Raw genomic sequence first — 26634 nt, 5'->3', positions numbered from 1 at the left:
AGCACGAGCGTGTCAGTAGCAGAGTGATGTCGTGACTGACACGCATAGATAGAAAAGGAACACAATATGGCTTTCAATCTTCGCAATCGCAACTTCCTTAAACTTCTAGATTTGACTCCTCGTGAGATTCAGCACTTGCTTGAGCTGTCCATTGAACTTAAAAAAGCCAAGTACAACGGATACGAACAACCTCGTTTAAAAGGCAAAAATATTGCGCTCATCTTTGAAAAAACATCGACCCGCACTCGTTGCGCTTTTGAGGTGGCGGCATTCGATCAAGGAGCACAAGTTTCTTATCTTGGGCCTACGGGATCGCAGATCGGCCATAAAGAATCAATGAAAGATACCGCTCGGGTACTTGGGCGTATGTACGACGGGATTGAGTATCGCGGCTATGGTCAATCTATCGTTGAAGAGCTTGGTGCTTATGCAGGTGTACCGGTTTGGAACGGCTTAACAGACGAATTCCACCCAACTCAAATTCTTGCAGACTTTATGACCATGATGGAGCATGCTCCAGGTCGTCCATTGCAAGATATTCGCTTTGCCTACTTAGGGGATGCTCGTAATAACATGGGTAATTCGTTAATGGTAGGCGCGGCAAAAATGGGTATGGAAATCCATTTAGTTGCGCCAAAACAGTTCTGGCCTGAAGAAGCACTTGTTGCGGAATGTCAATCCATTGCTAAACACACCGGAGCGAAAATTATACTCACGGAAGACGTACGTGAAGGTGTTCAAGGGTGTGACTTCCTATATACAGACGTTTGGGTTTCTATGGGTGAAGCAAAAGAAGCCTGGGCTGAACGTATCAAGTTGATGCTGCCTTATCAGGTCAATATGGAAATGCTCAAAGCGACAGGCAATCCAAACGTGAAATTCATGCACTGCTTGCCTGCTTTTCATGGTGAAGATACGACGGTGGGTAAGTCTTTATCAGCAGAATATCCAATGTTAGCTGATGGCTGCGAAGTGACCGACGAAGTGATTGAATCCGAGCATTCTATTGTCTTTGATGAAGCGGAAAACCGTATGCACACGATTAAAGCGGTAATGGTCGCGACCTTAGGTAGCTAAAGGGCTAGCATATTGCATGAGAGGAACAGGAATGTCCTCTCATCTTAACTAAAGTAGCAATAAGTTGCTGTAACAATGCGATTGGATCGGGATTTTTCAGAACGATTAATTGTTACGTTATACCAGCGAAACAAATACAAGATCACGAACCCACTCATGGATGAGTTTCAATATTTTACAGGTGATAACATGTATGAAACTCCAACTTGTAACGACATGCTCGATGTTGATCAAAAACTGACAGATGTATGTAAGAAGCTTCTTCAGCAGCAGAGCTTTACTACACAGAATAAGCTCCGCGAAGCACTGGTAGACCTTGGTTATGATGGGATTAGTCAATCGACGGTCTCTCGCCTATTGACCAACCTGGGAGTAGTCAAAGTTCAAAATGCCTGCGGTAAAAAGGCGTATTGTCTAACGTCGGAGAACAGCCCTGTTCGTGTTGACTCTTCTATTTCGTCACAGATCGAGCTGATCACTAACAATCAGTCTCTCGTTGTCGTGAAAACTCACCCTGGAAGTGCCCAGCTTATTGCTCGCTTGATTGATATTGACCCGCACGCTGATATTTTGGCGACTATTGGTGGCAATGATACGATTCTAGTGATCCCGAAACAGGCTTCTGAAGTGAGTCGATGTGAGCGTGTCGTTAGAGCCAGGCTTGGTGCACTGTAGCCATATTGATACAACACGATAACTGTTGTACCCCAACAAAAAAGCAGCGATGTTGTTAATCGCTGCTTTTGCTAAATTTGCCTTAGTTATTCAATATCAATGATCATGGCTTGATAAGGCTTCAATACTAGCTCGTGTAGTGAGCTTGGTGCATCATCGTAGTTATTTAGTACGACTTGTTTCACACCGTATTGGTAGGTTCTCTCTAAGGTACTATCAGTAAAGTTAGCAATGATAAGCAAAGATTTTTCGCCGCTCGAGCGAATATATGCGTAGACTTCACTGTCTTGTGGGTCGAGTAACGTATGATTGCCATAAACCACAACATCCCCATATTCTTCACCTTGGCGCAGTTGGATAAGCTGGCGATAATGATGATAAATGGAATCCTCGTCGTTAACCGCTTGTTCTGCATTGATCTCCACATAGTTTTCATTCACTGGGAGCCAAGGCGTGCCTGTAGTGAAACCTGCATGAGCTTTTGTATCCCACTGCACTGGGACACGGGCATGGTCACGAGAGAAGTAGTTTAAAAACTCAATGGCATCATCATTGGAAACGCCACGTTCAATCATTTTCTGGTAATGGAACTTCGCCATGAGGTCATTAAACTCTTCGATGTTATTGAAGTGCTTATTGGTCATGCCGATTTCTTCACCTTGATAAATATACGGGGTGCCGCTCATCATATGTAAAACCGTGCCGAGCATTTTTGCACTGATGATGCGATATTCAGGAGAGTCAGAGCCATAACGCGATACCGTACGAGGTTGGTCGTGATTACTCCAATACACACTATTCCAACCTTTCTGGTATAAATCTTCCTGCCAGCGCGACATGATTTCTTTGTACTGAACTAAGTCAAAATCTTTTTTCACTGCATTGTGTTCTTCGCGGTCGATGCTGACATGTTCGAATTGGAAGATCATACTAATTTCATTGCGATCAGGGTGAGAGTAGTAACGGCCATCCAGTGTTGTGGTGAAGGGAGTTTCACCGACGGTGAGCACATCGTAATGCTTCAGAACTTTATCGTGCATTTCACGCAGATATTGGTGCACAAGTAGGTTATTTGACCAATGCTCCCAACCAGCGACTCCTGCGTCAAAAATGGTTGCATCTGGATAGTCTGACGGTTTGCCGATCATATTAATGACGTCCATTCGGAAACCACCTAAGCCCTTTTTCAGCCAAAAGTGCATCATGTCGTAGACCGCTTCACGTACCTCTGGATTTGCCCAGTTTAGGTCAGGTTGTTTATTGCTAAACAGGTGCAGATAGTATTGGCCGGTCGCTTCATCAAGTGTCCACGCTTTAGGCTTGAAGAAAGATTCCCAATTATTGGGTTCACTGCCATCTTCTTTGGGATCTTTCCAAATATACCAATCGCGTTTTGGATTATCCTTACTGCTTTTGGATTCGATAAACCAAGGGTGTTCATCTGAGGTGTGGTTTACCACGAGATCCATGACAATTTTGATACCGCGTTTATCCGCTTCGAATAGCAGCTTTTCCATATCGGACATGGTGCCAAATTCTGGTGCAATTTCACGATAGCCAGAAATATCATAGCCGTTGTCATCCATCGGAGATTTATACACAGGACTGAGCCAAATGACGTTCGCGCCAAGGGCTTTGATGTAATCCAATTTTTCTATAATACCTGGGATATCACCAATGCCATCTCCGTTAGAGTCGTTGAAACTTCTTGGATAGATTTGATAAACGACAGCGTCATGCCACCAACGCTTTTCCAGTTGTTCCGTACTCATGGATCAATTCTCCTTAGCAAGTGAGGTAATGTCTAACTGCTGGTACGAATAATAAGCTCCGTATCCAGTTGGATAGATTCGTAGGGTAGTTGGCCGAGCGCCATCTTTGCAGCGATTCGGCCTTTATTCTCAATAGGCTGCTGAATAGTCGTTAAGCCGGCTTCTGCAGCTTTGGGTATTCCGTCAAAGCCAACAATTCGAATATCGATGTTGATTTCTCTAGCCACTTCCAGAGCGGCCAAAGCGATTTTATCGCTCATACAAAGAAGCACATCCACGCGCTTAGGGGCCGTTAGTGTGCCACGCAACATGGTTTTTAACGTTGTTTCGTCAAGATCGTGAATTTGCCAGACATTTTCGAATGACAATGGTATGCCGTTTTCCTCGAGAGCTTTTTTGTAACCTTCAAAACGACAACGAGAAACGGATTCTTCGCTGGTATAAAGATTGTCGAGGTTGGCAAGCGATAACGATGTTGATGGCTCAAGACGCAGCCCCAAGATAAGCACATTGTCGTCGGATGAATGAATGGCATGCATGGCTATGTCGTAGCTTGCTTTGCGGTTGTCGACATTGATGGATGGAATGTCAGGCAAGGCGAAATCGACTGCCACGACAGGCTTATGCTGGCGTAGTATCAGGTTGATTATGCTTGAGTCCACAGGTTTGCCATAAACTATGAAACTATCGGGGATAGTTTCAACCTGGGTATTCTGATAGTTATCACTGCTTGATGGCAGCAACAGCATGTTGACATGAGACTCGTCTAAAGTCTTTGATATTCCAGCTAAAAATTGAGTAGCTACTGGGTCGGTAAAGTTATAGGCGAGGTTGTCTGCGAGCAAAACTCCGATTACGCCGGTCTTTCCGGTGCGTAAGCTTCGTGCAGTGATACTTGGGCCGGTGTAACCGAGTTTTTCACATTCAAGCAGAATGTTCTCTCTCAGCGCCTTCGAAAGTTGGTTTGGACGGTTGAAAGCGTTTGATACGGTAGCCGTTGATACACCTAGGTGAGCGGCGACGGTTTTCAATGTAGGTTTCTTCCGTTCCATATCAGTCATTGTCCATATTTATATTATCTGCGATCTAGAATAGCGAAATTTATCAGTTGAGTCTAAATCGATTAAGAAGGAATGCGAAATTAAAATTTCATAGCCATTATAATTTGTTTGATGCTTGTCACTTAATTGTAATCAAGGTATTTCAAAACATGATCAAAGGCACAAGATTTGGCAAGAAAGTGGTCGAATTGTCAATAAGGTTTTATGGTATTCATTAACGGCTTAACCGATTAAGTAATTAAGTAAGAAGTTAAGTCGAGGACATAAGAACTGACTATAAAAACGAAACAAAGTATCTGAATACATGGAGTCTTACTGATGAAAACCTCTCTACTTGCTAGCGCAGTAGCTCTTGCTGTTTCTGCATCCTCCGCATTCGCCGCTGATTTAAAATTCGCACCTGGCGAAGACGCACGCTTTAACTGGCAAAGCTACGAAGAGCTGAAAAATATGGATCTGAAAGGTGAAACGGTCACCATTTTTGGTCCTTGGTTAACAGAAGATAAAGAGCTTGTTGAAAGTGTCATTGCGTATTTTGAAGAGGCAACTGGTGCCGATGTGAAATATTCAGGCTCTGACTCATTTGAACAGCAAATTGCGATTGATGTGCAAGCAGGTAGTGCACCTAACATTGCGATTTTCCCGCAGCCTGGTTTAGCGGCAGACTTAGCCTCTAAAGGTTTCCTAACTCCACTTGATCCTGAAATGGGTGATTGGATCAATGACAACTACGCCGCTGGTTCTTCATGGGTTGACCTAGGTACATTTGCTGGTAAAGACGGTAAAGATCATCTGTATGGTTTCTTCTATAAAGTCGATTTGAAGTCACTAGTATGGTATGTGCCTGAAAACTTCGAAGATGCCGGTTATGAAGTACCTCAATCAATGGAAGAGCTAAAAGCACTGACTGAACAGATTGTTGAAGATGGCGAAACACCGTGGTGTGTTGGGCTAGGTTCTGGTGGTGCAACGGGCTGGCCTGCAACGGACTGGGTGGAAGATATGATGCTTCGTACTCAATCGCCAGCTGATTACGATAAGTGGACTACAAACGAACTCAAGTTCAATGATGAGAAAGTTGTTGGTGCTATTGAAGAGTTTGGATGGTTTGTACGTAACGATAAGTTCGTCGACGGCGGTGCACGTGCAGTAGCTGCAACGGACTTCCGTGATTCACCAAAAGGTTTGTTTACATCGCCAGCTAAGTGTTACATGCACCGTCAGGCATCATTCATTCCAAGCTTCTTCCCAGAAGGTACAGAGCTAGGTGCTGACGTTGATTTCTTCTACTTCCCAGCGTATGAATCAAAAGACTTAGGTAAGCCAGTACTTGGCGCAGGTACTATGTGGAGCATTACCAAAGATTCTAAAGCCGCACGCGCATTTATGGAGTTCTTACAGTCGCCAATCGCACATGAAATCTGGATGGCTCAATCGGGCTTCCTGACTCCGCATAAAGGTGCCAACGTTAATGCTTATGGCAACGACACTCTGAAGAAACAAGGTGAAATCTTGTTGGATGCGACGACGTTCCGTTTCGATGGTTCAGACTTGATGCCAGGTAAGATCGGTGCCGGCGCATTCTGGACAGGTATGGTCGACTACAGTGGCGGCAAACCTGCGAAAGAGGTCGCTGATGACATCCAAAAAACTTGGGATGCACTTAAGTAACCAAGGAAGTAAGTAACTTGGCGAAGTAACGCGATGCCGGTAGACGTAATTTCATTGGGTCGTCTATCGGCTTTCGCAATCTTGATATTCGTTAAGTCTCTCTATAAAGCGAGGTAATGATGGAACAGCTTTATTCCTCTTTATTTATCATGGCACTAGGCGTCGCTGGATGTGTGGTCTACTTCGTAGGCAGCAACTGGCTTCTCACTATCCTATTTCCTACCAGAAATGTCTCAAACCAAAAGATGGCACAAAACCTTAGACGAGCGGCAGCGATTCGTCCTTGGTTATTCCTTGGGCCTGCCTTGGCGTTTTTAGGCCTCTATCTTGTCTATCCAGTATTTGAGTCATTCTATCTGTCAATGCACGACAGAAATGCTGACAAATTTGTAGGATTAGGGAATTACATATGGCTCTTCAACGATCCTGAGTTTAGAGAGTCACTATTTAACAATCTATTGTGGTTATTGGTTGTGCCTGCCGCCTCCACATTTTTTGGCTTGGTTATCGCAGCACTGACTGACAAAGTGAGCTGGGGGAATATTGCTAAGAGTTTAATCTTTATGCCAATGGCTATTTCATTCATTGGTGCATCGATCATTTGGAAATTTGTCTACGACTATCGTGCGCCGGGGTCGGAGCAGATAGGTATTTTGAATGCCGTGGTTGAGTTCTTTGGAGGTACTGCACAGGCTTGGATAACCATCCCGTTTTGGAATAACTTCTTTTTGATGGTCATTCTTATTTGGATTCAAACCGGCTTTGCAATGGTTATTTTGTCTGCGGCTCTGCGCGGTATTCCAGAAGAAACGGTGGAAGCGGCGGTACTGGATGGAGCTAATGGAGTACAAATATTCTTTAAAATTCTCATTCCACAGATATGGGGAACGATTGCAGTAGTATGGACCACAATCACCATTCTGGTTCTGAAGGTCTTCGATATCGTGTTAGCGATGACGAACGGCCAGTGGAGTACTCAGGTTCTGGCAAATATGATGTTTGACTGGATGTTCCGTGGTGGCGGTGACTTTGGCCGTGGCGCAGCGATTGCGGTCGTGATCATGGTGGCGGTAATTCCTGTCATGGTATGGAACATGCGCCAAGCTAGCGCTCAAATGGAGGGGCGATAATGACTGAAAAAGCCCAAACAGCGCCAAATCTTGAAGAGAGTAACGCACGCTTTAGCTTAAGCAAATTACGACGTTCGCCACTGACTATTTTGGTTCACGCTTCGGTGTTGCTGATTGTGATTCTATGGACTCTACCAACAGCAGGTCTTTTTATCTCATCGTTTAGGGACAAAGATCAGCTTGCGTTATCAGGCTGGTGGACGTCATTAACCGCTTCCGAGCAGAACCTTGTAGACCGCACTGGAGCGCCCGATACCCAAGTTCAGGAAGGTGACGTTTATGTTCTCAAGGGGCAATTACTCGTCGATGGTAAGCCTGCTGAAGTCCATGCCTTTGGTTTCTCTTCTCGCGAACCGACAAAATTCGTCCCTGGTGATGTTGCTGAAATGAGAAAGGGTGGCACGCTAACGGTAACGGAAGATGGCCACTACAAAATGACAGCACTCGAACCGTTCAAAGGCAAACGAGGGAAACGAATTTTCTTTACCGCTGTGGTGCCACCGAAGTTTGGTTTAGACAACTATCGTGAAGTACTTACGGCAGAAGGTATTGGTCGTTCGTTTATTAATTCTTTGACCGTTACTATTCCCGCAACAATCATCCCAATTCTTATTGCGGCGTACGCGGCTTATGCGTTGTCTTGGATGAGAATGCCGGGTAGAAACCTACTTATTGCAGTTGTGGTTGGTTTGTTGGTTGTACCTCTGCAAATGTCTTTGATTCCTCTTTTAAGACTTTATAACGACATTGGGGCTTTCTTCGGTGTCGGGGCGAAAACCTATTTGGGAATATGGTTAGCGCATACTGGGTTTGGATTGCCATTGGCGATTTATTTGCTGCGAAACTACATCTCCAGTTTGCCTAGAGAGATTATCGAGTCGGCGAAAGTGGACGGTGCGACTGACTTCGAAATATTCATGAGAATCGTTCTGCCGCTGTCGTTCCCGGCACTAGCATCATTCGGGATATTCCAGTTCTTATGGGTATGGAATGACCTTCTTGTTGCAACGGTATTCTTGGGCACTGGCGAAGAGCACATGGTACTCACAGCACGATTACGTGAACTATTAGGCTCTCGTGGTGGTAACTGGGAGATTTTGACAGCATCTGCATTTGTTTCGATTGCTGTGCCTTTGGGCGTGTTCTTTACGCTGCAACGTTATCTAGTTCGTGGCCTACTTTCTGGTTCTGTTAAGTAAGCAGTTCCTGATTCAACGATGAGAAGAAAGAAATGACAGGATTATCTCTAACAAACGTTAAAAAATCATACGGTGAAACTCAGGTACTGCACGGCATCGATCTGGACATCGACCAAGGCGAATTCATCGTATTCGTTGGGCCTTCAGGTTGCGGTAAGTCTACTCTGCTTCGAATGATTGCGGGCCTTGAGGACATCACTTCAGGTGAGCTTTGTATTGAAGGGGCTCGAGTGAATGAGTTGCCAGCCGCGATGCGGGGCATTGCCATGGTGTTCCAGACTTATGCTCTCTATCCGCATATGACCGTATACGACAATATGGCTTTTGCGATGCGCATAGCGAAGGAGCCGAAAGACGCTATACATGAGCGCGTTATGGAAGCCGCTCGTATGTTGCAACTTGAACCGTATCTTGATCGTCTGCCTAAGGCGCTCTCCGGTGGTCAGCGACAAAGGGTAGCGATTGGTCGAGCGATTGTTCGCCAACCTAAGGTGTTCTTATTCGATGAACCGCTTTCCAATTTAGATGCAGCGTTACGTGTTCAAACGCGAATCGAAATTGCCAACTTGAAGGAAGAGTTAACGGAAACCACGATGATTTACGTGACTCACGATCAAGTAGAAGCAATGACGCTCGCTGACAGAATCGTTGTCTTATCAGCAGGTAAGATTGAGCAAGTAGGCACGCCACTTGAGCTTTATACCAATCCGGCGAATGTGTTTGTGGCTCAGTTTATTGGCTCTCCGGCGATGAACATTAGTAAAGCGCGTATGGAGAAGGCAGGTGAGCACTCCTTGGTTACTGCAGAGAGTGGCCACAACGTAGAAATACCAATTGCAGCAGCACAAGAGCTCAATGGCTGTACGTTACAATTGGGAATCAGACCGGAAGACTTTTTAGTCGCTGAAGAGTCCGATGCACTTATGTCTGGGAAAGTGTTATTTGTCGAATCCTTGGGTGAAGTGACTCTCCTACATATTAATGTTGAAGGACATGATGAAACGGTCGTGGCAAAGTTACCAGGTATCCTTGATTTCCACAAAGGTGAAACCATTCACTTAAAAGCGCAACCAGAGAAAATTCACTTATTTAATGAAGAGGGTATTTCCTTGAAATGTCTTTAAATAGAGGTTGTTAGCAATTATTCAAAGAGCTCCTTTCAGGGGCTCTTTAACTTTTAAGAGGTGAACCTAAACCGTTTCTTAACGCAAATTGAATGAGCTCCGCCTTGCTATCCAAACCAAGACCAATCTGCATACGGTACTTGTGTGATTCAATGGTCCTTGGGCTTAGATGAAGTAATTCTCCACATTCTTTAGCGGATTTACCTTGAGCAAGTAACGATAAGATGGTCGTTTGCTTTAGCGTCAGTTTAATGAGTCGTTCATTGTCGGACTCTTGAGCAATACTGCCAGCATTGCCATGTAAACTTAAACGTAAATCAGCATGCTGCCAATAACACAACCACATTTCGGCGACCATTTTTATCTGTCGAGCTAGAGTCTCTGTGAACTCATCATAACCTCGTTCAAAGTTGGTTAACGATATTGCTCCCCACGGTTTGGCAAAGAAACTTAGGGGAATAATGGCGTGCCAACGTCCGCCTTGACGAAAAATACGTTTTAAAACGTATTGACTGGATGTCGCTAATTCTACTTCATCAAATACTCGATAAAGTGATTTCGTTTTGAGCAAGCGCAAGTAGTGTAAATGACTATCATCATCCGACAGATAATCGAACTTATGCAGAGGGGGAATAGTTTCACGAGCACTGGAGAGAGTTTTTTGATCTCGGAGTAGTATTGGAGAGTTTGGATAAACCGTTAGTCTATCCAAACCATAAAACTCAAGTAGTTCTGAGGCGCAGGCATTCCATGTGCCAACAAATTGCTCGATTTCTCCAGCATGCAGTTTTTGGGACTGAGATAAAATCAAAGACTCAAAATTCATTTTCGACATAAAGACTTATTAGCTTTTCAACATACACTAAAAATAATTATAGGCACGTAGATGAAATTAGTGATCGTAACTTTGTTCTAAACAGAAAACTTCTTGAATCGTTTTTGTATTAGCTTGTACAGCGCGCTGAATAATCTCTTCATTTTCATAGCTTACTTGATTGAATGACCCATTCAGTAGACTGAATAGTGACTCAATATCAATCATCTGTTTATAGCTTCTGGTTTTCAGGTAATACAGACGGCGATATCGGGATAGTACACCAAGTATTGTCTTAAGCAGTTGGTGAGAAATAGTTTTTGATTTTTCTTCAGTGAGAGTCAGCAGAAATCGCTGATAAAGTTGCTCTATTCTATCGATATGGTTGAGTGTTAATGGTGATTCTAATAATGCGTGAGATAACTCAGTAACCAAGGTCTTCGCTTTTTTCAGCTGTGCAGGTGCTAGGGGGTATTCTCGTTGAGATAAAAGCTGTGACAAGATGAAGTTTGCAGTGGAAGTGGATTCGATGAACTCTTTCCATGTTAGGTTTGAAACAAAACCTCCCAAATGCGTTTTATATTCGACGAAACCTTCGCTACTTAATGCAATTATGGCTTCTCGCATTGGAGAAAGGCCTACATCATAAAGTTCTGCTAATTCGTTTACTCTGAGTTTTTGACCGGGTGGAAATTGATAATTAATGATATCGGATTTTAAGCGAAGTTTGGCTCGCTCTTTTGCTAGTGACATTCAGTACTCCTTAACCTGAACTACTTTGTAACTAATAATTGCCCGACTGAGTACCGTAAAACTACTGCATTATCGTTGAAAAACGATTAATTATATAAGTGAGATGTATGGTGGTCGATTAACCACTCCGTCAGTTGAATGTTCACTCGAAATTTAGACTACTAGTTAATCGCCATATTCGACGTGCTATTGAGGTTTTGAAATCTTCTTTACGCCGTAAGGGAGTTCAGAGAACAGCTTTGGAACTGTGACTGTGCTTGGTCCCTCTTTGGGCGGTTGCCAATCGAGCAGCATAATAGCAAGGACATTTCGATGTTCCCCATAAGCAAAATCAAAGTCGCCGGAAACTGATGGGATCATGCCTTTATCTTTGTCGATGGCTTTTTGTATCGCCACTCTTGTTTTCGCTACAACAGGATCTTCATCTAACCCAGCAAGCAAGAAACTTAACCCGACTTCTGCTACGACGTCTTCTTTAGTATGCAAAATGATGTCATCGATGTTTTTTCTAAAGTAGTCGAAGATCCACTGGTGCTCTTTTTCGTCGACCAATCGTTGGTAATAACCCGAGTCTGCGAGGATAATATGCGTCATGCCGTAAAGTTTATTACCGAATTGCTGATTGCTTAATCGGTAGTCCTCACCATCAGGGTAAGTTTTTCTAAATGCAGCGATAAATTCATCAACAAGATCTTGTTCACCGATTTGCTTCAGCCAATAGGCTTGATTTGCTAGTTGAGCAGCCCAAGCTGTAATCATTTCTGGGTCAGTTAATACAGTTTCAAAATCGTATTGCTGTAAAATCGACCTTAGTTTTTTATCGTCTTTATGAACTACACCGTATTCATTCAGTCGTGCCAAATAGCGCAACAAGTCCAGTCCCATATAGAAATATTCAGGTTGCTCTTTAGTTGCTTCGTAGCGACGTTGGCTGCGTTCATCTTTGCCTTTTTTATAGTCGTTAAGTCTTTGCAGAGAATACGCTCGAATGGCTTTAGGCGTGGTTACATCAGCCGCAATTTCATTCACTCTAGAAGTTACGTTGGCAAGATCACCTAAAACGACAGCATTGTATCTAGGGTCTTGTGTTTGCCTATACATACGCAGTCCGAAGTGACCTTGTTTGTAGGCAGACAGAGTAAATAATTGTGACTCGTAGGTGTCTTTAACCACGTTTGCTGACGCCTGAAAATGTTGCTTGGTTGGTGGGGTATCAAGAGTGATGATACTAGCACCGGTTAGCAAAAATACGCTAACAATTATTGCAACGATCGCCTTGTTCATTTTCATAACGTGCAGCCTAAATGGTAAGTGAAAGGTGGATTGTAAAAAGTTATTAATAAACGTGTGTGATTTTGAGGTTAATTTTTATTCAGAATATTTATGAACACTTGATTTTAGATCCCTCACTTTTTCATTTAGCTTGGTTGTAGAAGCGCATAATTTGAAATCGAATTGTTTTTTCCTAGTCTATGTTATGCAGAGGCAGGGAGGCGGCGCTTCTGTCTAATTCTAGTACAGAAGGAGTGACAAAATGAGAACATTATTAGTGACACTTAGTTTGATATTCGCATCATTCTCAAGCTTTGCTGAAAATGGTGGTGCGCCAGGTACCATCTGTCAGATGGAGTCAGGACAAGTGATTACGACTCATCTGGAGCGTTGTCCTAAAAACACAACCAAACTCTGATCATATGTATGATTGAGAAGCTAACACGAACCAGCGATATATTGCTGGTTCGTTTGGTTTTAAAGTGGAGAAACGGTTTATACGGTAAAACGGGATACCAGTTGCTCTAATTGCGTTGCGCGTTGATTTAGATTGTCACTCCCGCTCTTATTTAGACCTGCAAGTTGTGCGGATTCACCACTTTGGTCTGAAATCACCACGATACGTTGAGCTATATCTTTACCGACAATCGCTTGTTCCTCCGTTGCCGTTGCGATTAGCGCGTTCATATCGTGAATATTAGCGATTGCTCGTTGTATTTCTTCGATGGCGGTAGCGGCATCATTGGTTTGACGTACCGTTTCATCTCCTCTAGTTCGGCTGGAGTCCATCGCTCTGACGGCTTCATCGGAAGCGCTTTTGAGTTGCTCGATCATCTGATGGATTTCGCCTGTGCTGTCTTGTGTGCGGCTAGCTAACTGTCGAACTTCATCCGCTACGACGGCGAAACCTCGTCCTTGTTCACCCGCTCGAGCTGCTTCAATAGCTGCATTTAATGCCAGTAAATTAGTTTGCTCGGCAATATCTTGAATAACGGTCAAAGAGGTGGAGATGTTTTTGACATCTTCTTCTAACTTACTGATAACTGAACTTGCTTGGAGGACTTCATCAGCTAGCGCTTGTACAGACGTTGCAGCTGTATTCACCGTTTGTTGGGCATCTCGGGCATTCTCGTCTGCTTGCTGTGCTGATGTTGCAGCGCTAGTGGCGTTAGATGAAATTTCAGAGGATGTTGTCGTCATTTCAGTCATAGCTGTGGCTACTTGTTCGGTCTCTTCTCGCTGATTGGTAGCAAGGCTATCCACCTGCATTGCTCTTCCTTTCATCGCGCGAGTTTCTTCCACAACAATATGGCTGGTCTCCGAGACGTTGGTAATGATCTCCTGGAGACTGCTCACAAACGCATTGAAGTTCTCTCCAAGACGTTTAAATTCAGGTGCATCGAAGCTCTCCATTCTTGCAGTCAAGTCGGCATCGCCTGTCGCAAACGTTTTTAGCGAAGCATCGAATTTATCAAGTGGCTTCATAATGCTTCGGTTGATGAAGGTAGCCATACCAAATACCACAACCAGTGTCAGTCCAGATAATAAAATGATAGTGATAATTTTCGCATTAAGCGCTTCTGTTGCTTGCTGCTCCATAGCAGAAATAGTGGTGTCTATGTCGTCTATGTAAAAACCAGTACCGAGTATCAAATCCCACTCAGGTATATATATCGAGTAGCTTAATTTAGCTTCAGGATTGGTTTGTCCTGGTTTAGGGAAATAGTAGGTAGTAAATGCATTAGATTTGGCGTTATTAATAAGATCTTTAATAAACAAGTTGCCTTTACTGTCTTTAGCATCGATAAAGTTTTGGCCTAGACCTGAACCATTTTTACCTACAAGCAGACGATTTCCTTTCGAGTCATAGCCAAATAGATAGCCATTTTCTCCATATTCAAGATTTTTAAGTAGCTGAAGCACCTCTTCTCTCTGGCTTTTTTTCTCAATTAGAGGGAGAAGTGAGGACTTAGCAAGTTGTAAGTAGTTGCGCAGTTCTTGTTTCTTATTAACCAGCAAGCTTTCTCGGGTATCATCAAATTGTTGTTGGTTGAGTTCAGAAACCTTTGAGTAAGTGACTCCTAAAATTCCTAATGTAACGAGTAGTAAAGGAAGTATCGTTAAGACATACAACCGCTTTCGAATAGACAAATTCATAACATTCGTATCCTAATTATTATAATAAATACGCAATTATTGAGTTGCGTATCAATAACAAAGCAAGTGGTGTGCCTAAAATTTATTCAGGGAATGGTGTTTGGAAAATAGTTCTTCTACCTGAATGGTTTATAAAGGTTGTGCCCTCAAGTCAGCTAATTTGAAGAAGTGCTTGTCAAATTTTCTATAACGGCTTTTGTTCCGTAACCGGAGAACGATTGCCGCTGAAATTACCGATTATATGATTCAGCGGATAAATCTTGCCATTTAACATATTGATGTGGTTTATCTATTTGAAAAATAAAGATAAAAATCAGTTTGCGAGTTGATTTCTTCGACTAAGCTATAAATGACGAAGTAAAGGAAATCGTCATTTTTGAACGTAATGACATGGAGAATAATATGAAAGCAGTCTTTATTTTTATGCTAGGCGTTATGTGTTCGTTCGCTTCTATAGCTGAGGAAGGAGGCGCACCAGGTAATATTTGTCTAACGGAAGCGGGTTTAGTTGTCACTACCCACCTCGATACCTGTCCGAAAACGATGACGAAGCTTTAATAACTTGAGGCAAAGTGTTGAACCAGCATTTATGCTGGTTCGTGTTTTTTCATGCACAAGCGATATATCGTGGTGGTATTAGCTATCAGAAATGTACCTTCGACTAGTGAACCGCCGATAGAGCCAATCCATATATTATGGGTAAACCAACATGCGGAGTTGAATAAAATTAAACTCCGCATTTTGATACCAGATGCGGAGAATAATGCCCATGTACCCACTGCGGAACCAATAATTGGTAAGAGCTCTACAGGAGAGGAGACATTGGGGAGTGTCATGCCAAGTAGAATAACAATGAAGAACCACATAGCGCGCTTAGAGCGAGTTTTAATGGAGACGAAAGCACGAATACCATTGATAGCGACACCTATTGCACCAACCACGGCCCCCATCATGGCAAAATGTATCATCATGATGAAGCAAAATGCGACCATACAGTAACGGAACCGAAGGTCGTCTTTTTGTAAAAATGCCATGATCCCAAAGACAAAAGCAATACCACCAACAAGTTGGGCGAATAGCATTAACGTCATTCTAATTGCTTCTCCAGATAGTTCAGGCAACTTTGTGGGCTGGATAAAACGGTAATGTCAAACTGACACTCCGCTAATGCATATGCCATCGACGCTTGCGCTAACACGATAGCATCATAACGGTTTGTAGAATGTATACGATGCTCAGTGATAGTGTTTGCAATGCTTGAATTGAAAGCCAGCATTGAGCCCGCGACATAATGTTCCCACGCCGCTGGAATAAATAAAAACTCGAATTGAGAATGGTTGTTGGAGCTTTCTAGTAAAGATCGAGTGGGTTCTATCGTACTTTCAAGCGTAACAGCAACAAGTATCCGACTGTAGCCAATGGTTTGTTCTGCCATCGGTCGGTCGACTCGAAAAACACGGTTATCAGGGTAAGCATCCACAATTGGGCCCAGGGTTGAACAAGTGCAGACAATAAAGTCATAGCCTTGAGTAAGCTGATGGTTTAAATAACCTTGAATCTGCTTGACGATAGAGGGAGTTGGCCCTGTTTTGCGTATGTTGCTTAGAAATGATTCTTGGACATCGTGGAATATGTCATGTTTAGGGAGCGATGTTGCGGCTAGAGGTTTAAAGAGGGTGATGTTGCTCGCTAAAGTGTGCAGGAACAAAATCTTCATAAAAATCCTTTTCGTTATTGCTTGGGAGGCTCCTTCTGGAGCCTCAACAATACAGATTAATTATTCACTAATGCAACCGCTTCACGGGTAAGTCGAGCAAGTTCTTCCCATTCCCCAGCTTCGATTAGCTTTTTATCAACCATCCATGTCCCACCACAAGCGAGTACACGAGGGATCGCTAGGTAGTCTTTGATATTCTTAGGATTGATTCCGCCAGTTGGCATTAAGCAAACATCACCGTAGGGTGCCAACAGTGATTTCACCATACTAACGCCACCAGATGCTTCCGCTGGGAAGAATTTTAAAGTAGTGAGCCCCATTTCTAGCGCCGCCTCAACCGTACTTGGGTTGTTGACTCCGGGTACAATGTCGATCTCAAGCTCTTGACACGCTTTAACGGTATTTGGGTTGAAACCAGGTGAAACAATAAATGTCGCTCCTGCTTCTTTTGCTGCAATCACTTGCTCGCGATTTAAAACCGTACCAGCTCCAATCAACATGTCTGGTTGCGCTTCTCTTAGCAAACGAATCGCTTCGACTGCAGCCTCAGAACGGAAAGTGATCTCTGCAGCAGGTAGGCCGTTTTCAGCCAGCACTTTGCCTAAAGGGATGATATCTTCCGCTTTGTCGATAGCGATAACAGGGATGACTTTAAGCGCCTGTAGTTGTTCGTTGATAGTCGACATGTAAATTCCTTAATTTTTTTTGGTCACGACATCAGTCGCAGTCTTGGGGATTATTGCCCCTTTATGTTGAATTACGATTCCCGCGAGGCGATTGCCTCTCTGACAAGAGTGCTCCATTGAGCCGCCAGCGAGATAACAAGAGAGGAAGCCGCCGTTAAATGAGTCGCCCGCCGATGTTGTATCTACAACATTTTTCACGGGCTGCGTGGGAACGGTTAGGGATTGCTTGCCAAAGTTTTCTGAAACTAAGCAACCCTCTGAGCCCAGTTTTAGCACAACATTTTTGATGCCCTCACTATGAAGTCGTTCTATGGTTACTTGAGGGTTGAGGTCTCCCCAAATTAGCTTTTCATCATCAAAGGTGACTAATGCTATATCAGTAAGTTGATACATCTGGCGGTAGTTTTCTTTGACGGTAATAAGTTCATCTGAAGGCCACAAAGCTGGACGATAGTTGCTATCAAAGCTTATTTCGACATCATTTCGTTTTAGCTCGTTAAGTAAGCCGAAAAGTTTGACTCGATCCTCAGTGGGTAAAATAGCTAAGCTGATGCCGCTGAGAAAGACCATATTTGTCGACTTTAGAGCGTGAGCAATGGTGTCAAAATTAGGGTGTTGTAACAGGTATTTTGCGGCTGACTGGTTACGCCAATAGAGAAACGTCCGTTCCCCTTGTTCGTCTAGCTGAATAAGATAGAGACCGGGCGTTCGATCCCCGTCACGCAACACGAACTGCGTATCGATATTTTCATCTTGCCAACGCGCAATCATTCCTTCGCTGATCGCGTCGGTTCCCAAAGCGCTGACAAAGGAGGTTCTTATTAAGGTGTCCTCAGAGTTAAGCTGACAGCCACGGTTCAAATAAACCGCGGCATTAAGCGTATCTCCACCAAACGTCTGATGCATCTCACCAAATGGTTTCCCATTTAGTTCAATCATACATTCACCAATGATGGCGATATGTTTCATCGTAAGTCTCCCAATTACTTGATGGAAAAATAACGCTTGGCGTTGTTAAAACAGATATCTTCAACCATAGGACCTAACAGTGATAGGTCGTTTGGTACTTCGCCATTTTCCGCCCAGCGACCAATCATGTCACACAAGATACGACGGAAATACTCGTGGCGAGTGTAAGAAAGGAAGCTGCGAGAGTCTGTCAACATACCAACAAACTGGCTTAGTAAACCCAGTTGAGACAACTGTTCCATTTGTCGCTGCATTCCATCTTTTTGGTCGTTAAACCACCAACCAGAGCCAAATTGAACTTTGCCCGCAATGCCGCCACCTTGGAAGTTTCCAATCATTGTCGCCATCATTTCGTTATCACGAGGATTTAGGCAGTAAAGAATGGTTTTAGGTAGTTCATTACTTTGATCCATTTCATCAAGAAGATGAGCTAATTCGAATGCGAAGGTACGGTCACTGATGGAGTCGAAGCCGGCATCTGCACCAAGCATTTGGAACATGCGCGTATTGTTGTTTCGCTGTGCGCCAATGTGCAGTTGCATTACCCAACCTAGCTTGGCATAGCGTTTACCTAACCAGACTTGTACCGCAGTCGAAAACTGTGCGCACTCTTCTTCTGTGAGTTTTTCTCCGCTTAAGCGGCGTTTTATCAGGTGGTCTAATGCTTGCTCTGATGGAACTTGTGCGTAACGAACGATTTCAATGCCATGATCGGCTGCACGACAGCCGTGAGCATCGAAGTGAGAAAGACGTCGATCAAGTGCGTCAAGCAGGGTTGCGAAACTGTTAATCTCAACATCTGCTGCGCGGCCTAGTAACGTCATATAGTCTGCAAAACCATCCAACTCAATTTTGAAGGCTTTATCAGGACGCCAACTAGGCAGTACTTCAATATCGAAACTTTCATCATCAGCAATCGCTTTATGATGTTCAAGCGTATCGACTGGGTCATCAGTTGTCCCGGCCATGACAACATTCATTTGCTTCATAATACCGCGTGCTGAAAACTCAGGCGTTTGTAGCAGCTCGTTACAATGGTTCCAAATGGTGTCAGCCGTCTCGGGACTAAGTCGCTTCCCTGTAATACCAAATGGTCGACGCAACTCTAAATGCGTCCAGTGATAGAGCGGGTTACCTAACGTCATAGGCACTGTCTTTGCCCACGCTTGAAATTTGTCGTAATCAGAGGCAGAACCTGTGATCAATTGCTCTTGAATACCAGCTGAGCGCATACCGCGCCATTTGTAGTGGTCGCCTTCAAGCCAAATTTGACCGAGGTTATCGAACTTACGATTGCTTGCAACTTCGGCTGGATTTAAGTGGCAGTGATAATCGTAAATTGGCTGGTCCGCCGCATGCTCATGATAAAGGCGGCGAGCAGTTTCATTACTCAGTAAAAAATCTTCACATAGAAAGTCTTTCATCATTAATTCCTTAACTCACCCTTAAAGTGCCGCGACGGTCGCTTTTGCACCATTGTCGATTAGTGATTGATAAGCGCTCGAAACGGCGTCTATAACCTGAAGGTCACGGCCAATATCAGCTGGGAAAATTGCTTCGATGCCAAGTAATGCTGGGACGACAGTGACATTCAGACCGTGCTGTTCGCAGACACTACGAAGCATCGTCGCCATTGGGTCGCGGACGTCGATTTCGTTACCTTGCTCATCAACACCAGACACATAGCGCATCCAGCCAGCGATACCTGCGGCAAGCCATTTAAATTCAGAACCTTGGTCTAGATGGAATTTTAGGCTTCCCCCCATACGTTGAGGGATCTTTTGGCTACCGTCCATCGCGATCTGCCAAGTCTTATGTTTTAAGCTAGGGTTAGTGAAACGATCAATGAGCAGCTTGGCGTAAGCTTCTAAATCTGTCCCTTCGGGCATCTTAAGCGATGGGGCTTGCGCTAACATCATCATATCGAAAGCGGCTTTGCGATAACCGGCATCTGTCATCGTGTCTGAGATATGAGTGTAACCACCGAGGTAACCTAAGTAAGCTAAGAATGAGTGACTACCGTTGAGCATTCTTAGCTTCATCTCTTCATAAGGCACAACGTCTGCGACAAACTCTGCACCAGCAATGTTCCAATCTGGACGACCAGCTACGAAGTTGTCTTCAATTACCCATTGACGGAAAGGTTCACAAGCAATACCACATGGGTCTTCAACGCCGAGTAGTTCAGTAATCTCACGTAGCGTTTCTTCCGTTGCTGCCGGAACGATACGGTCTACCATAGTGCAAGGGAAAGTTACGTTTGCTTCAATCCAGGCACCTAGCTCAGCATCTAGTAACTTGGCGAATTCTAAAATAGCCGCTTTCGCCACGTGACCGTTTTCTTGTACATTGTCGCAAGACATAACGGTAAATGGCGATAGACCACGTTCGCGACGAACTTTCAAAGCTTGAACTATGTAGCCTAGTGCTGATTTTGGAGAAGATGGGTTTTCTAAGTCGGCAATGACTAAAGGATTGTTCTTATCTAATCGACCAGTAGCAGGGTCTGCGCAGTAGCCTTTTTCAGTGATAGTCATTGAAACAATGGCGACCTGTGGTTCGGCCATTTTCTCAATAACAGCATCGATGCCGTCTAAACTTGGGTGTAGAGATTCTGTTACTGAACCAATGACCTTGACGTCTGTCGATAGAGCGCCTTTTTCAGCGACACTATATAAATGATCTTGCGCACGTAGCGAAGTAATTAATTCTTCTCCACCGAAAAGGTTGATTTCACAAATACCCCAGTCGCTTTGTGATTTTCGCGCAACTTCATCAGTAAAGAGTCCTTGGTGTGCGCGGTGGAATGCACCGAAGCCTAGATGAACGATTCGTGATTTCAGCTCAGAACGCGGGTAGTTAGGTTGGCTTACAGATGCGTTCAGTGTGTGGTTACTGATATTTGTCATTGAATCGGTTCCTTATTTAGCCGCTGAAAGTGGAAACGCATCACCGTTTTGATATGTGTTTCCGTTAACGATGAGTTGACGTTTTTCGCTGTTTGGAAGGTTCAGCGTTAATGTGTCATATGCCGGTAGGAAGTCACCGGTACGAGTAATATTCAAAGTAATGGTGTTGTTGTCGCAAACCATTTCGATATTCAGAGTAATATGGTTGCCTGTTAGATAACCGTTAGACTCACCGTCATCATCAAAAATGCTACATTGACTCTGTCCTACCCCTTGAAGTGGGTAAATATTTAGGCCACGACTGTCATCTTTTTGGGCGTTGGCATTAGCGATTCTCGCACTTGTCGGGATCACTGCACCTGCACGAGCAAGCAGAGGGATGCGCTCTAGTGGTGCGGCGACGGAAATGGTGTTACCAGCGCTATACCATTGACCTGTGTAGAAGTCGTACCAACCATCCTTGTTATTTGGAAGATAGATGTCACGTTCACGTTGTCCTTCTTCTACAACGGAAGCGACGAGTAGATCTTTGCCTAGTAGGTAGTCGTCATTTTCGATAAACGTATTTTCATCATGCTCATGGTCCAGGAACGTAGGGCGAAGCATTGGTTCATCATGAGTATGAGCTTGATACAACGAATCATAGATGTACGGAAGAAGCTGGTAACGAATCTTCATTGCGTCACGAATAATAGGAGTGACAGTTGGATGCATCCAAGGTTCGTTAACGCTGCCATCGTCATTCCAAGAGTGGATGGTGAAACGTGGGTGCATAACACCGTTCTGTACCCAACGAGCGAAGAGTTCAGGATCAGGCTTGTCACCCGAGAAACCACCAACATCATGACCAAGGTTATACAAGCCAGACAAGCTCATACCTAAACCCATTTTGATATTGTATTTTAAGCTGGTCCAGTTGGTTCTGTTGTCACCACTCCAAGTTTGAACGTAGCGGTTCATCCCAGGGCACCCTGAGCGTGAAATCAAGTATGGGCGAAGTTCTGGAGCAAACTCGGTTTGCGCTTCGTAAGAAGCACGCATCATGAGTAATGGTTGCAGCGGGCGAATCAAGCCAACAGGAATCTCTTTGCCGAACCCGAAGCAACGTGCACTCTTGTCCCATATCTCGTATTCGTTGTTGTCATTCCAAGTAGAATCGATGCCTTTCTCTAATAACTGCTCTTTAACATTGTCCTGCCACCACTTGATAGTTTCTGGATTGGTAAAATCAAGGTGTGAGCCGTCCGCGTCCCAGAACACCGAGTTTTCTGGTACGTCATACTCGGAATCTTTAATGAACAAGCCTTTCTCTTTGACTTCATCGAAACGAGGGTGATCATGTAGCAAACAAGGCTTAATATTTGCGGCTAGCTTCAGCCCATGAGCATGGAAATGGTCTGACATTGCATTTGGATTAGGAACTTTTTCGTAGTTCCAGTTGAAGACATAGCGTTTGTCCCCGATAGACGTATAACCCGAAGAAAGTTGGAACGAGTCACAAGGAATACCGTGCTCTGCACATTGGTCTACAAAACCTTCTAGTAGCTCCTGAGAATTAGGTGCGTCTGTGTATTGCATGGTTGAGCCGCTGTAACCCAAGCTCCATTTTGGACCAAAGGCAGTGCCACCAGTTAAACGGACAAACTGTTGAGTCACATTTTTGATGCTTTCGCCGTACATGAAATACAGATCTAGGTCACCGTCTTCGGCACGATAGCTACGGTATTTGATGTGGTAGTTATCCAGCTCATTTCCTAAATCAAACCAGCAACTTGCTAAGTTGTCATAAAAGACACCAAACGATGCGCCACTTTCATCAGAGGTCGTTTTAGTTATATAGAAAGGAACATGTTTGTACAGAGGATCGGTCTTGCTTGCGTCATAACCCATTGCATCGAGGTTGCGCATCTCAAAACGACGACCTTCACGATTGAGGTTGCCAGTCTTCTCTCCAAGACCGTAGTATAGTTCGTTGTCACCACGATTCATAAAGTGGGCAATACCTGGTTCACTAACACCCAATTGGTATGCACCTGTTTTGCGATCTTTAGTTAATGGTTTCCACTCACCGTTTACTTTATGTTCCCACTCCATCCATAGAGGCTGGTGGACGGTTAAACGCAACTGCTCTGTCTCGATGTGTAGAGTATCTTGGTTTTCATAGAGTTCGAAAGTAGGTAAGGTGAACCCCTCTAGTGACATTCTGTCGCGACCTTCCCATGGTACATCGTTACCATCGGGTGCCACCATCCAAGTTCTGTCAAGGCGAAGAGTATTGTGACGTTGGAATAACACACGAATTAGATGGTTCTCTAGCACGAATAAATGAAGAGTGTGTTTGTCGTCGCAGCTTAGAATGATTTCGTTATTATTTTGCTGCTTAAATTGCCAGTTTCTAATGGTCTTCACTTTAGAATTCCTTTCAATAGAGAGAGCCCAAACGGGCTCTCAGAATGATATTTGGTGAGATTAGTAGCCTAGGAATAGTTGAGGTAGTATCAGGCTTACTTGAGGTACGAAAGTCACTAGCATTAGTGCTAGTACCAATACAGCGTAGAAAGGCAGTAATGGTTTGATAACTTTGTCGATCTTCACATCGCCTACAGAACAACCGATAAACAGTGCACTACCTACAGGTGGAGTACAGATACCGATACATAGGTTGAAGGTCATCATGATACCGAAGTGAACTGGATCCATACCTAGGTCCATCGCGATTGGAAGGAAAATAGGTGTAAAGATCAGTAGCGCTGGCGTCATATCCATGAAGATACCGACAATAAGCAGAATCAAGTTGATGATCAGTAGAATGATCAATGGGTTTTCCGATACGGCTAATAAGGCATCACTTATCATATAAGGGATATCAGCGTTCGCCATTGCCCACGACATGCCCATTGACGCACCGATAAGTAGTAAAACAATGGATGTCGTAACGACAGATTCAAGAATGATGCCCGGAAGCTGTTTGATCGATACTTCACGATAGAAAACTACAGCCAGCAATAGCGTATAAACAACAGCAATGGCAGATGCTTCAGTTGCTGTGAAAATACCGCCGATGATACCGCCCATGATGACGATGATTAAGCTCAGCGCTGGTAAAGCATCAAGTGTTTTCTTAATGACGACAGAGGTAGATGGCTTAGCGGCAACAGGATAGCCTCGTTTCTTCGCAATAATAGCGGCAACGATCATAAGGCCAAGGCCCATAATCATTCCTGGGATGTAACCCGCTAGGAAAAGTGCGCCGATTGATGTGCCACCGGAAATAAGAGAGTAAACAATGAATGTGTTACTTGGTGGAATCAATAGGCCTGTTGGACACGAAGTAATGTTAACAGCTGCAGAGTAGGCTGGGTCATAGCCTTCCTTCTTTTGTAGCGGTGCCATAGTGCCACCAACAGCTGCGCCAGAGGCCACGGCTGAACCTGAAATAGCACCAAACATCATGTTAGCAAGTACGTTTACGTGAGCTAATGACCCTGGGAGGCGGCCACCAAGTACTTTTGCGAATTCAATAAGGCGAAGTGCAATACCGCCTTGGTTCATGATATTACCCGCTAGGATAAAGAATGGTATTGCTAGTAGAGCAAAGCTATCAAGGCCGGATGCCATTTTCTGAGAAATAACGGCGATAGCGGCATCAAAAGGTAGTGTCATCATTACCGTTAATAATGACGCAATACCAATAGCGAACGAAATAGGAACCCCTAATCCTAGGAAAAGGAAAAAGCTACCAAATAAAACAATAATTATTTGCCATTCCACAGTAATATTCCTTATTAATTATTGGTTTGAAAGAGTGGAAGAGTTGGTATTTTTTGAGGTCATAAAAGCGATATTCTCAAGAATATCTTGGACCAAATAAATCACCATAAATAAGCCCGCAAGAGGAATTGCGGCATACACTAAACCCATCTCTATACCTAGAGCGGGAGATACTTGACCTGTCGCTAGAGTTTTTAACATTAATCTACCGCCACCATAGACCATAATGATGGAGGCGAAAGACATGCTGATCATATTAATCAGTAACTTCAACTTGTTATGTTTAGCTTCGTCGTGTTCGATTTTCATTGCCAATAAGTCAATAGCAAGGTGGCGTTTTTGTCCTAGCGTATAAGCTGCACCCATCAAACCGACCCAGATAAAGAGAAAACGGGCAACTTCATCAGTGAATGTACTTGGCGCGTTTAATACATAGCGAGAGAACACCTGCCAAGACACGCAAACAACTAAAACACTACTCAGCGAAATACAGAATAAGGATAAAACCTTATTCATTATCGTAATGAGCTTATTCATAACATCTCCTAGTTGACGAAATCCTTCGTCTTATAATTTGGAAAAAGAGCAAGAGGTAAGGTTGAGCAGATTTAAACACAGTAAATTGAAACCGCTTGTGACAAATCTCACAATAAAATTGGTCCAACCAATTTTAGCGATGAAAGTATGACATTGGTCAACCAATTCGATTTTTTACGTTGATTATTGGTTGGTGATGGTTCAGATTGATAGCGTAGTTAATAAGAAACGGAATTTAGCCATAATTGGTTAACCGAATTGTAATAATTAATCCTATAACTGAACATAAATTGAATGGAGACTCCCCTATGCGTTGGAACAAAACAGCACTAACAACTTTCGTTACTTGTGCTCTCGCTGCATCGACTTCTTTTACCGCTTCTGCAGTAACCACGCTAAAACTTAGCCACAACCAAGACCGTAATCACCCTGTGCATAAATCAATGCAGTACATGGCGGATGAAGTGAAAGAGCTGACAGATGGTGAAGTTCGTATCCGTATTTATCCGAATGGACAGCTTGGCACTCAACGTGAATCGATGGAATTGCTACAGAATGGTGCTTTAGACATTGCGAAATCAAATGCGAGTGAAATGGAAGCGTTTGAACCAGCTTATGGTGCGTTTAACATTCCTTATATCTTCCGTGACCGTGACCACTACTACCGTGTAATGCAAGGTGAAGTAGGTGAAAAAATCCTAGATTCCTCTCACGATAAAGGTTTTGTTGGTTTAACTTATTATGATGCTGGTGCTCGCAGCTTCTACGCCTCAAAAGCCATTAAAACACCTGCTGATCTTAGTGGTATGAAAATCCGCGTTCAGCCAAGTCCAACTGCTGTTGAAATGATTAAACTGATGGGTGGTTCGCCAACTCCACTATCTTACGGTGAGCTATACACAGCAATGCAACAAGGCGTTGTTGATGGTGCAGAAAACAACCCTACAGCGCTAACAACCGCTCGTCACGGTGAAGTTGCTAAAGTATTTAGCCAAGATGAGCATACGATGATTCCAGATGTTCTAGTAATCAGCTCTAAAGTTTGGGACAAGCTGCCGAAAGACCAGCAAGAAGCTCTTAAGAAAGCGGCTAAAGATTCCATGATGTATCACAAAGATCTATGGACCAAAATGACGAACGAAGCTATCGAGAAAGCAAAAGATAGCATGGGCGTAGAGTTTGTAACTGTAGAAAAACAACCATTTGTTGATGCAGTGAAACCAATGCACGATGCGGCGTTGAATAACCCTGCAATTGCAGACTACGTACGCGATATCGATGCGTTAGCAGTTCAATAATTAATGAGTTTTTGGGAGCACGATTTGTGCTCCCGCTTTCGG

The 26634-nt window shown here is 43.8% G+C and carries 24 protein-coding genes; 9 read left to right on the top strand and 15 right to left on the bottom strand.

Annotation, left to right across the window (positions count from 1 at the left end; genetic code table 11):
* Positions 1-66: 66 nt before the first annotated feature.
* Together argF and HOP38_RS24650 are read left to right on the top strand one after the other, a co-directional pair.
* Entirely contained in the window at positions 67-1077 is a 1011-nt protein-coding gene (gene argF, locus HOP38_RS24655; protein WP_198559231.1) for an ornithine carbamoyltransferase, read from the top strand.
* 189 nt (positions 1078-1266) lie between these two features.
* Positions 1267-1752 (top strand): arginine repressor, encoded by a 486-nt coding sequence (locus tag HOP38_RS24650; RefSeq protein WP_050798595.1) that lies wholly within the window; start codon positions 1267-1269, stop codon positions 1750-1752.
* An 86-nt stretch (positions 1753-1838) separates the two neighbouring features.
* On the opposite strand, the gene HOP38_RS24645 is transcribed toward HOP38_RS24650, so the two are convergent.
* Both HOP38_RS24645 and HOP38_RS24640 read right to left on the bottom strand, forming a co-directional pair.
* Entirely contained in the window at positions 1839-3524 is a 1686-nt protein-coding gene (locus tag HOP38_RS24645) for a glycoside hydrolase family 13 protein (RefSeq protein WP_006070302.1), read from the bottom strand.
* 32 nt (positions 3525-3556) lie between these two features.
* Positions 3557-4576 carry a LacI family DNA-binding transcriptional regulator gene (locus HOP38_RS24640; RefSeq protein WP_006070303.1) on the bottom strand — a complete coding sequence of 340 codons (1020 nt, stop codon included), beginning with the start codon at positions 4574-4576 and terminating at the stop codon, positions 3557-3559.
* A gap of 327 nt (positions 4577-4903) precedes the next feature.
* On the opposite strand from HOP38_RS24640, the gene HOP38_RS24635 reads away from it, so the two are divergent.
* From HOP38_RS24635 to HOP38_RS24620, 4 genes are all read left to right on the top strand, one after another.
* Positions 4904-6256, top strand: a complete 1353-nt coding sequence (locus HOP38_RS24635) for an ABC transporter substrate-binding protein (protein ID WP_198559230.1) — start codon at positions 4904-4906, stop codon at positions 6254-6256.
* A 116-nt stretch (positions 6257-6372) separates the two neighbouring features.
* Positions 6373-7386, top strand: a complete 1014-nt coding sequence (locus HOP38_RS24630) for a carbohydrate ABC transporter permease (RefSeq protein ID WP_235225472.1) — start codon at positions 6373-6375, stop codon at positions 7384-7386.
* Positions 7386-8585, top strand: coding sequence for a carbohydrate ABC transporter permease (locus tag HOP38_RS24625; RefSeq protein WP_198559229.1), 1200 nt, complete (start codon positions 7386-7388; stop codon positions 8583-8585). The genes HOP38_RS24630 and HOP38_RS24625 overlap by 1 nt, the downstream gene beginning before the upstream one ends.
* Before the next feature lie 32 nt (positions 8586-8617).
* Positions 8618-9709 carry an ABC transporter ATP-binding protein gene (locus HOP38_RS24620; RefSeq protein WP_198559228.1) on the top strand — a complete coding sequence of 364 codons (1092 nt, stop codon included), beginning with the start codon at positions 8618-8620 and terminating at the stop codon, positions 9707-9709.
* A gap of 46 nt (positions 9710-9755) precedes the next feature.
* Here HOP38_RS24620 and HOP38_RS24615 read toward each other — a convergent pair whose 3' ends face one another.
* The 3 genes from HOP38_RS24615 to HOP38_RS24605 all read right to left on the bottom strand — a co-directional run bounded on the left by HOP38_RS24615 (position 9756) and on the right by HOP38_RS24605 (position 12566).
* Positions 9756-10544 carry a helix-turn-helix transcriptional regulator gene (locus tag HOP38_RS24615; RefSeq protein WP_006070308.1) on the bottom strand — a complete coding sequence of 263 codons (789 nt, stop codon included), beginning with the start codon at positions 10542-10544 and terminating at the stop codon, positions 9756-9758.
* Between the two features lie 57 nt (positions 10545-10601).
* A complete protein-coding gene (locus tag HOP38_RS24610) occupies positions 10602-11276 on the bottom strand; it encodes a GntR family transcriptional regulator (protein WP_006070309.1) in 675 nt (224 codons plus the stop codon).
* A 186-nt stretch (positions 11277-11462) separates the two neighbouring features.
* On the bottom strand, positions 11463-12566 hold the full coding sequence (locus tag HOP38_RS24605) for a DUF3541 domain-containing protein (protein WP_198559227.1): 1104 nt from the start codon (positions 12564-12566) through the stop codon (positions 11463-11465).
* A gap of 244 nt (positions 12567-12810) precedes the next feature.
* Between HOP38_RS24605 and HOP38_RS24600 the strand changes: the two genes are divergently transcribed.
* Positions 12811-12966: a hypothetical protein gene (locus HOP38_RS24600; RefSeq protein ID WP_198559226.1), complete on the top strand. Its 156-nt coding sequence runs from the start codon at positions 12811-12813 to the stop codon at positions 12964-12966.
* A 77-nt stretch (positions 12967-13043) separates the two neighbouring features.
* On the opposite strand, the gene HOP38_RS24595 is transcribed toward HOP38_RS24600, so the two are convergent.
* On the bottom strand, positions 13044-14705 hold the full coding sequence (locus tag HOP38_RS24595; protein WP_031493454.1) for a methyl-accepting chemotaxis protein: 1662 nt from the start codon (positions 14703-14705) through the stop codon (positions 13044-13046).
* A 402-nt stretch (positions 14706-15107) separates the two neighbouring features.
* On the opposite strand from HOP38_RS24595, the gene HOP38_RS24590 reads away from it, so the two are divergent.
* Positions 15108-15263, top strand: coding sequence for a hypothetical protein (locus HOP38_RS24590; RefSeq protein WP_006070313.1), 156 nt, complete (start codon positions 15108-15110; stop codon positions 15261-15263).
* Between the two features lie 29 nt (positions 15264-15292).
* Here HOP38_RS24590 and HOP38_RS24585 read toward each other — a convergent pair whose 3' ends face one another.
* From HOP38_RS24585 to HOP38_RS24545, 9 genes are read right to left on the bottom strand one after another with little or no spacing between them, the layout of a single operon-like run.
* Positions 15293-15796 carry a YgjV family protein gene (locus HOP38_RS24585; protein ID WP_006070314.1) on the bottom strand — a complete coding sequence of 168 codons (504 nt, stop codon included), beginning with the start codon at positions 15794-15796 and terminating at the stop codon, positions 15293-15295.
* A complete protein-coding gene (locus tag HOP38_RS24580) occupies positions 15793-16422 on the bottom strand; it encodes a hypothetical protein (RefSeq protein ID WP_198559225.1) in 630 nt (209 codons plus the stop codon). Before HOP38_RS24580 ends, HOP38_RS24585 begins: the two co-directional genes overlap by 4 nt.
* 56 nt (positions 16423-16478) lie before the next feature.
* On the bottom strand, positions 16479-17108 hold the full coding sequence (locus tag HOP38_RS24575; protein WP_006070316.1) for a bifunctional 4-hydroxy-2-oxoglutarate aldolase/2-dehydro-3-deoxy-phosphogluconate aldolase: 630 nt from the start codon (positions 17106-17108) through the stop codon (positions 16479-16481).
* A gap of 9 nt (positions 17109-17117) precedes the next feature.
* Positions 17118-18077 (bottom strand): sugar kinase, encoded by a 960-nt coding sequence (locus HOP38_RS24570; protein WP_198559224.1) that lies wholly within the window; start codon positions 18075-18077, stop codon positions 17118-17120.
* 14 nt (positions 18078-18091) lie between these two features.
* Entirely contained in the window at positions 18092-19501 is a 1410-nt protein-coding gene (gene uxaC / locus HOP38_RS24565; RefSeq protein ID WP_038227453.1) for a glucuronate isomerase, read from the bottom strand.
* Positions 19502-19522: 21 nt separating this feature from the next.
* Complete coding sequence (locus HOP38_RS24560) at positions 19523-20986, bottom strand: fructuronate reductase (protein ID WP_198559223.1); 1464 nt, start codon at positions 20984-20986, stop codon at positions 19523-19525.
* Between the two features lie 12 nt (positions 20987-20998).
* Positions 20999-23395 (bottom strand): glycoside hydrolase family 31 protein, encoded by a 2397-nt coding sequence (locus HOP38_RS24555; RefSeq protein ID WP_198559222.1) that lies wholly within the window; start codon positions 23393-23395, stop codon positions 20999-21001.
* A 60-nt stretch (positions 23396-23455) separates the two neighbouring features.
* Positions 23456-24757 carry a TRAP transporter large permease gene (locus tag HOP38_RS24550; RefSeq protein WP_006070321.1) on the bottom strand — a complete coding sequence of 434 codons (1302 nt, stop codon included), beginning with the start codon at positions 24755-24757 and terminating at the stop codon, positions 23456-23458.
* A gap of 18 nt (positions 24758-24775) precedes the next feature.
* Positions 24776-25294, bottom strand: a complete 519-nt coding sequence (locus tag HOP38_RS24545) for a TRAP transporter small permease (RefSeq protein ID WP_006070322.1) — start codon at positions 25292-25294, stop codon at positions 24776-24778.
* A 308-nt stretch (positions 25295-25602) separates the two neighbouring features.
* Here HOP38_RS24545 and HOP38_RS24540 point away from each other — a divergent pair, with 308 nt between their 5' ends.
* Entirely contained in the window at positions 25603-26592 is a 990-nt protein-coding gene (locus tag HOP38_RS24540; protein WP_006070323.1) for a TRAP transporter substrate-binding protein, read from the top strand.
* The last annotated feature ends 42 nt before the right edge of the window (positions 26593-26634 follow it).

Origin of the sequence: Vibrio mediterranei, from assembly GCF_013364395.1 — a bacterium.
Taxonomy (GTDB): Bacteria; Pseudomonadota; Gammaproteobacteria; order Enterobacterales; family Vibrionaceae; genus Vibrio; species Vibrio mediterranei.
The sequence above is the reverse complement of the archived record's forward strand: the minus strand, read 5'-3'. Positions and strand labels throughout refer to the sequence as shown.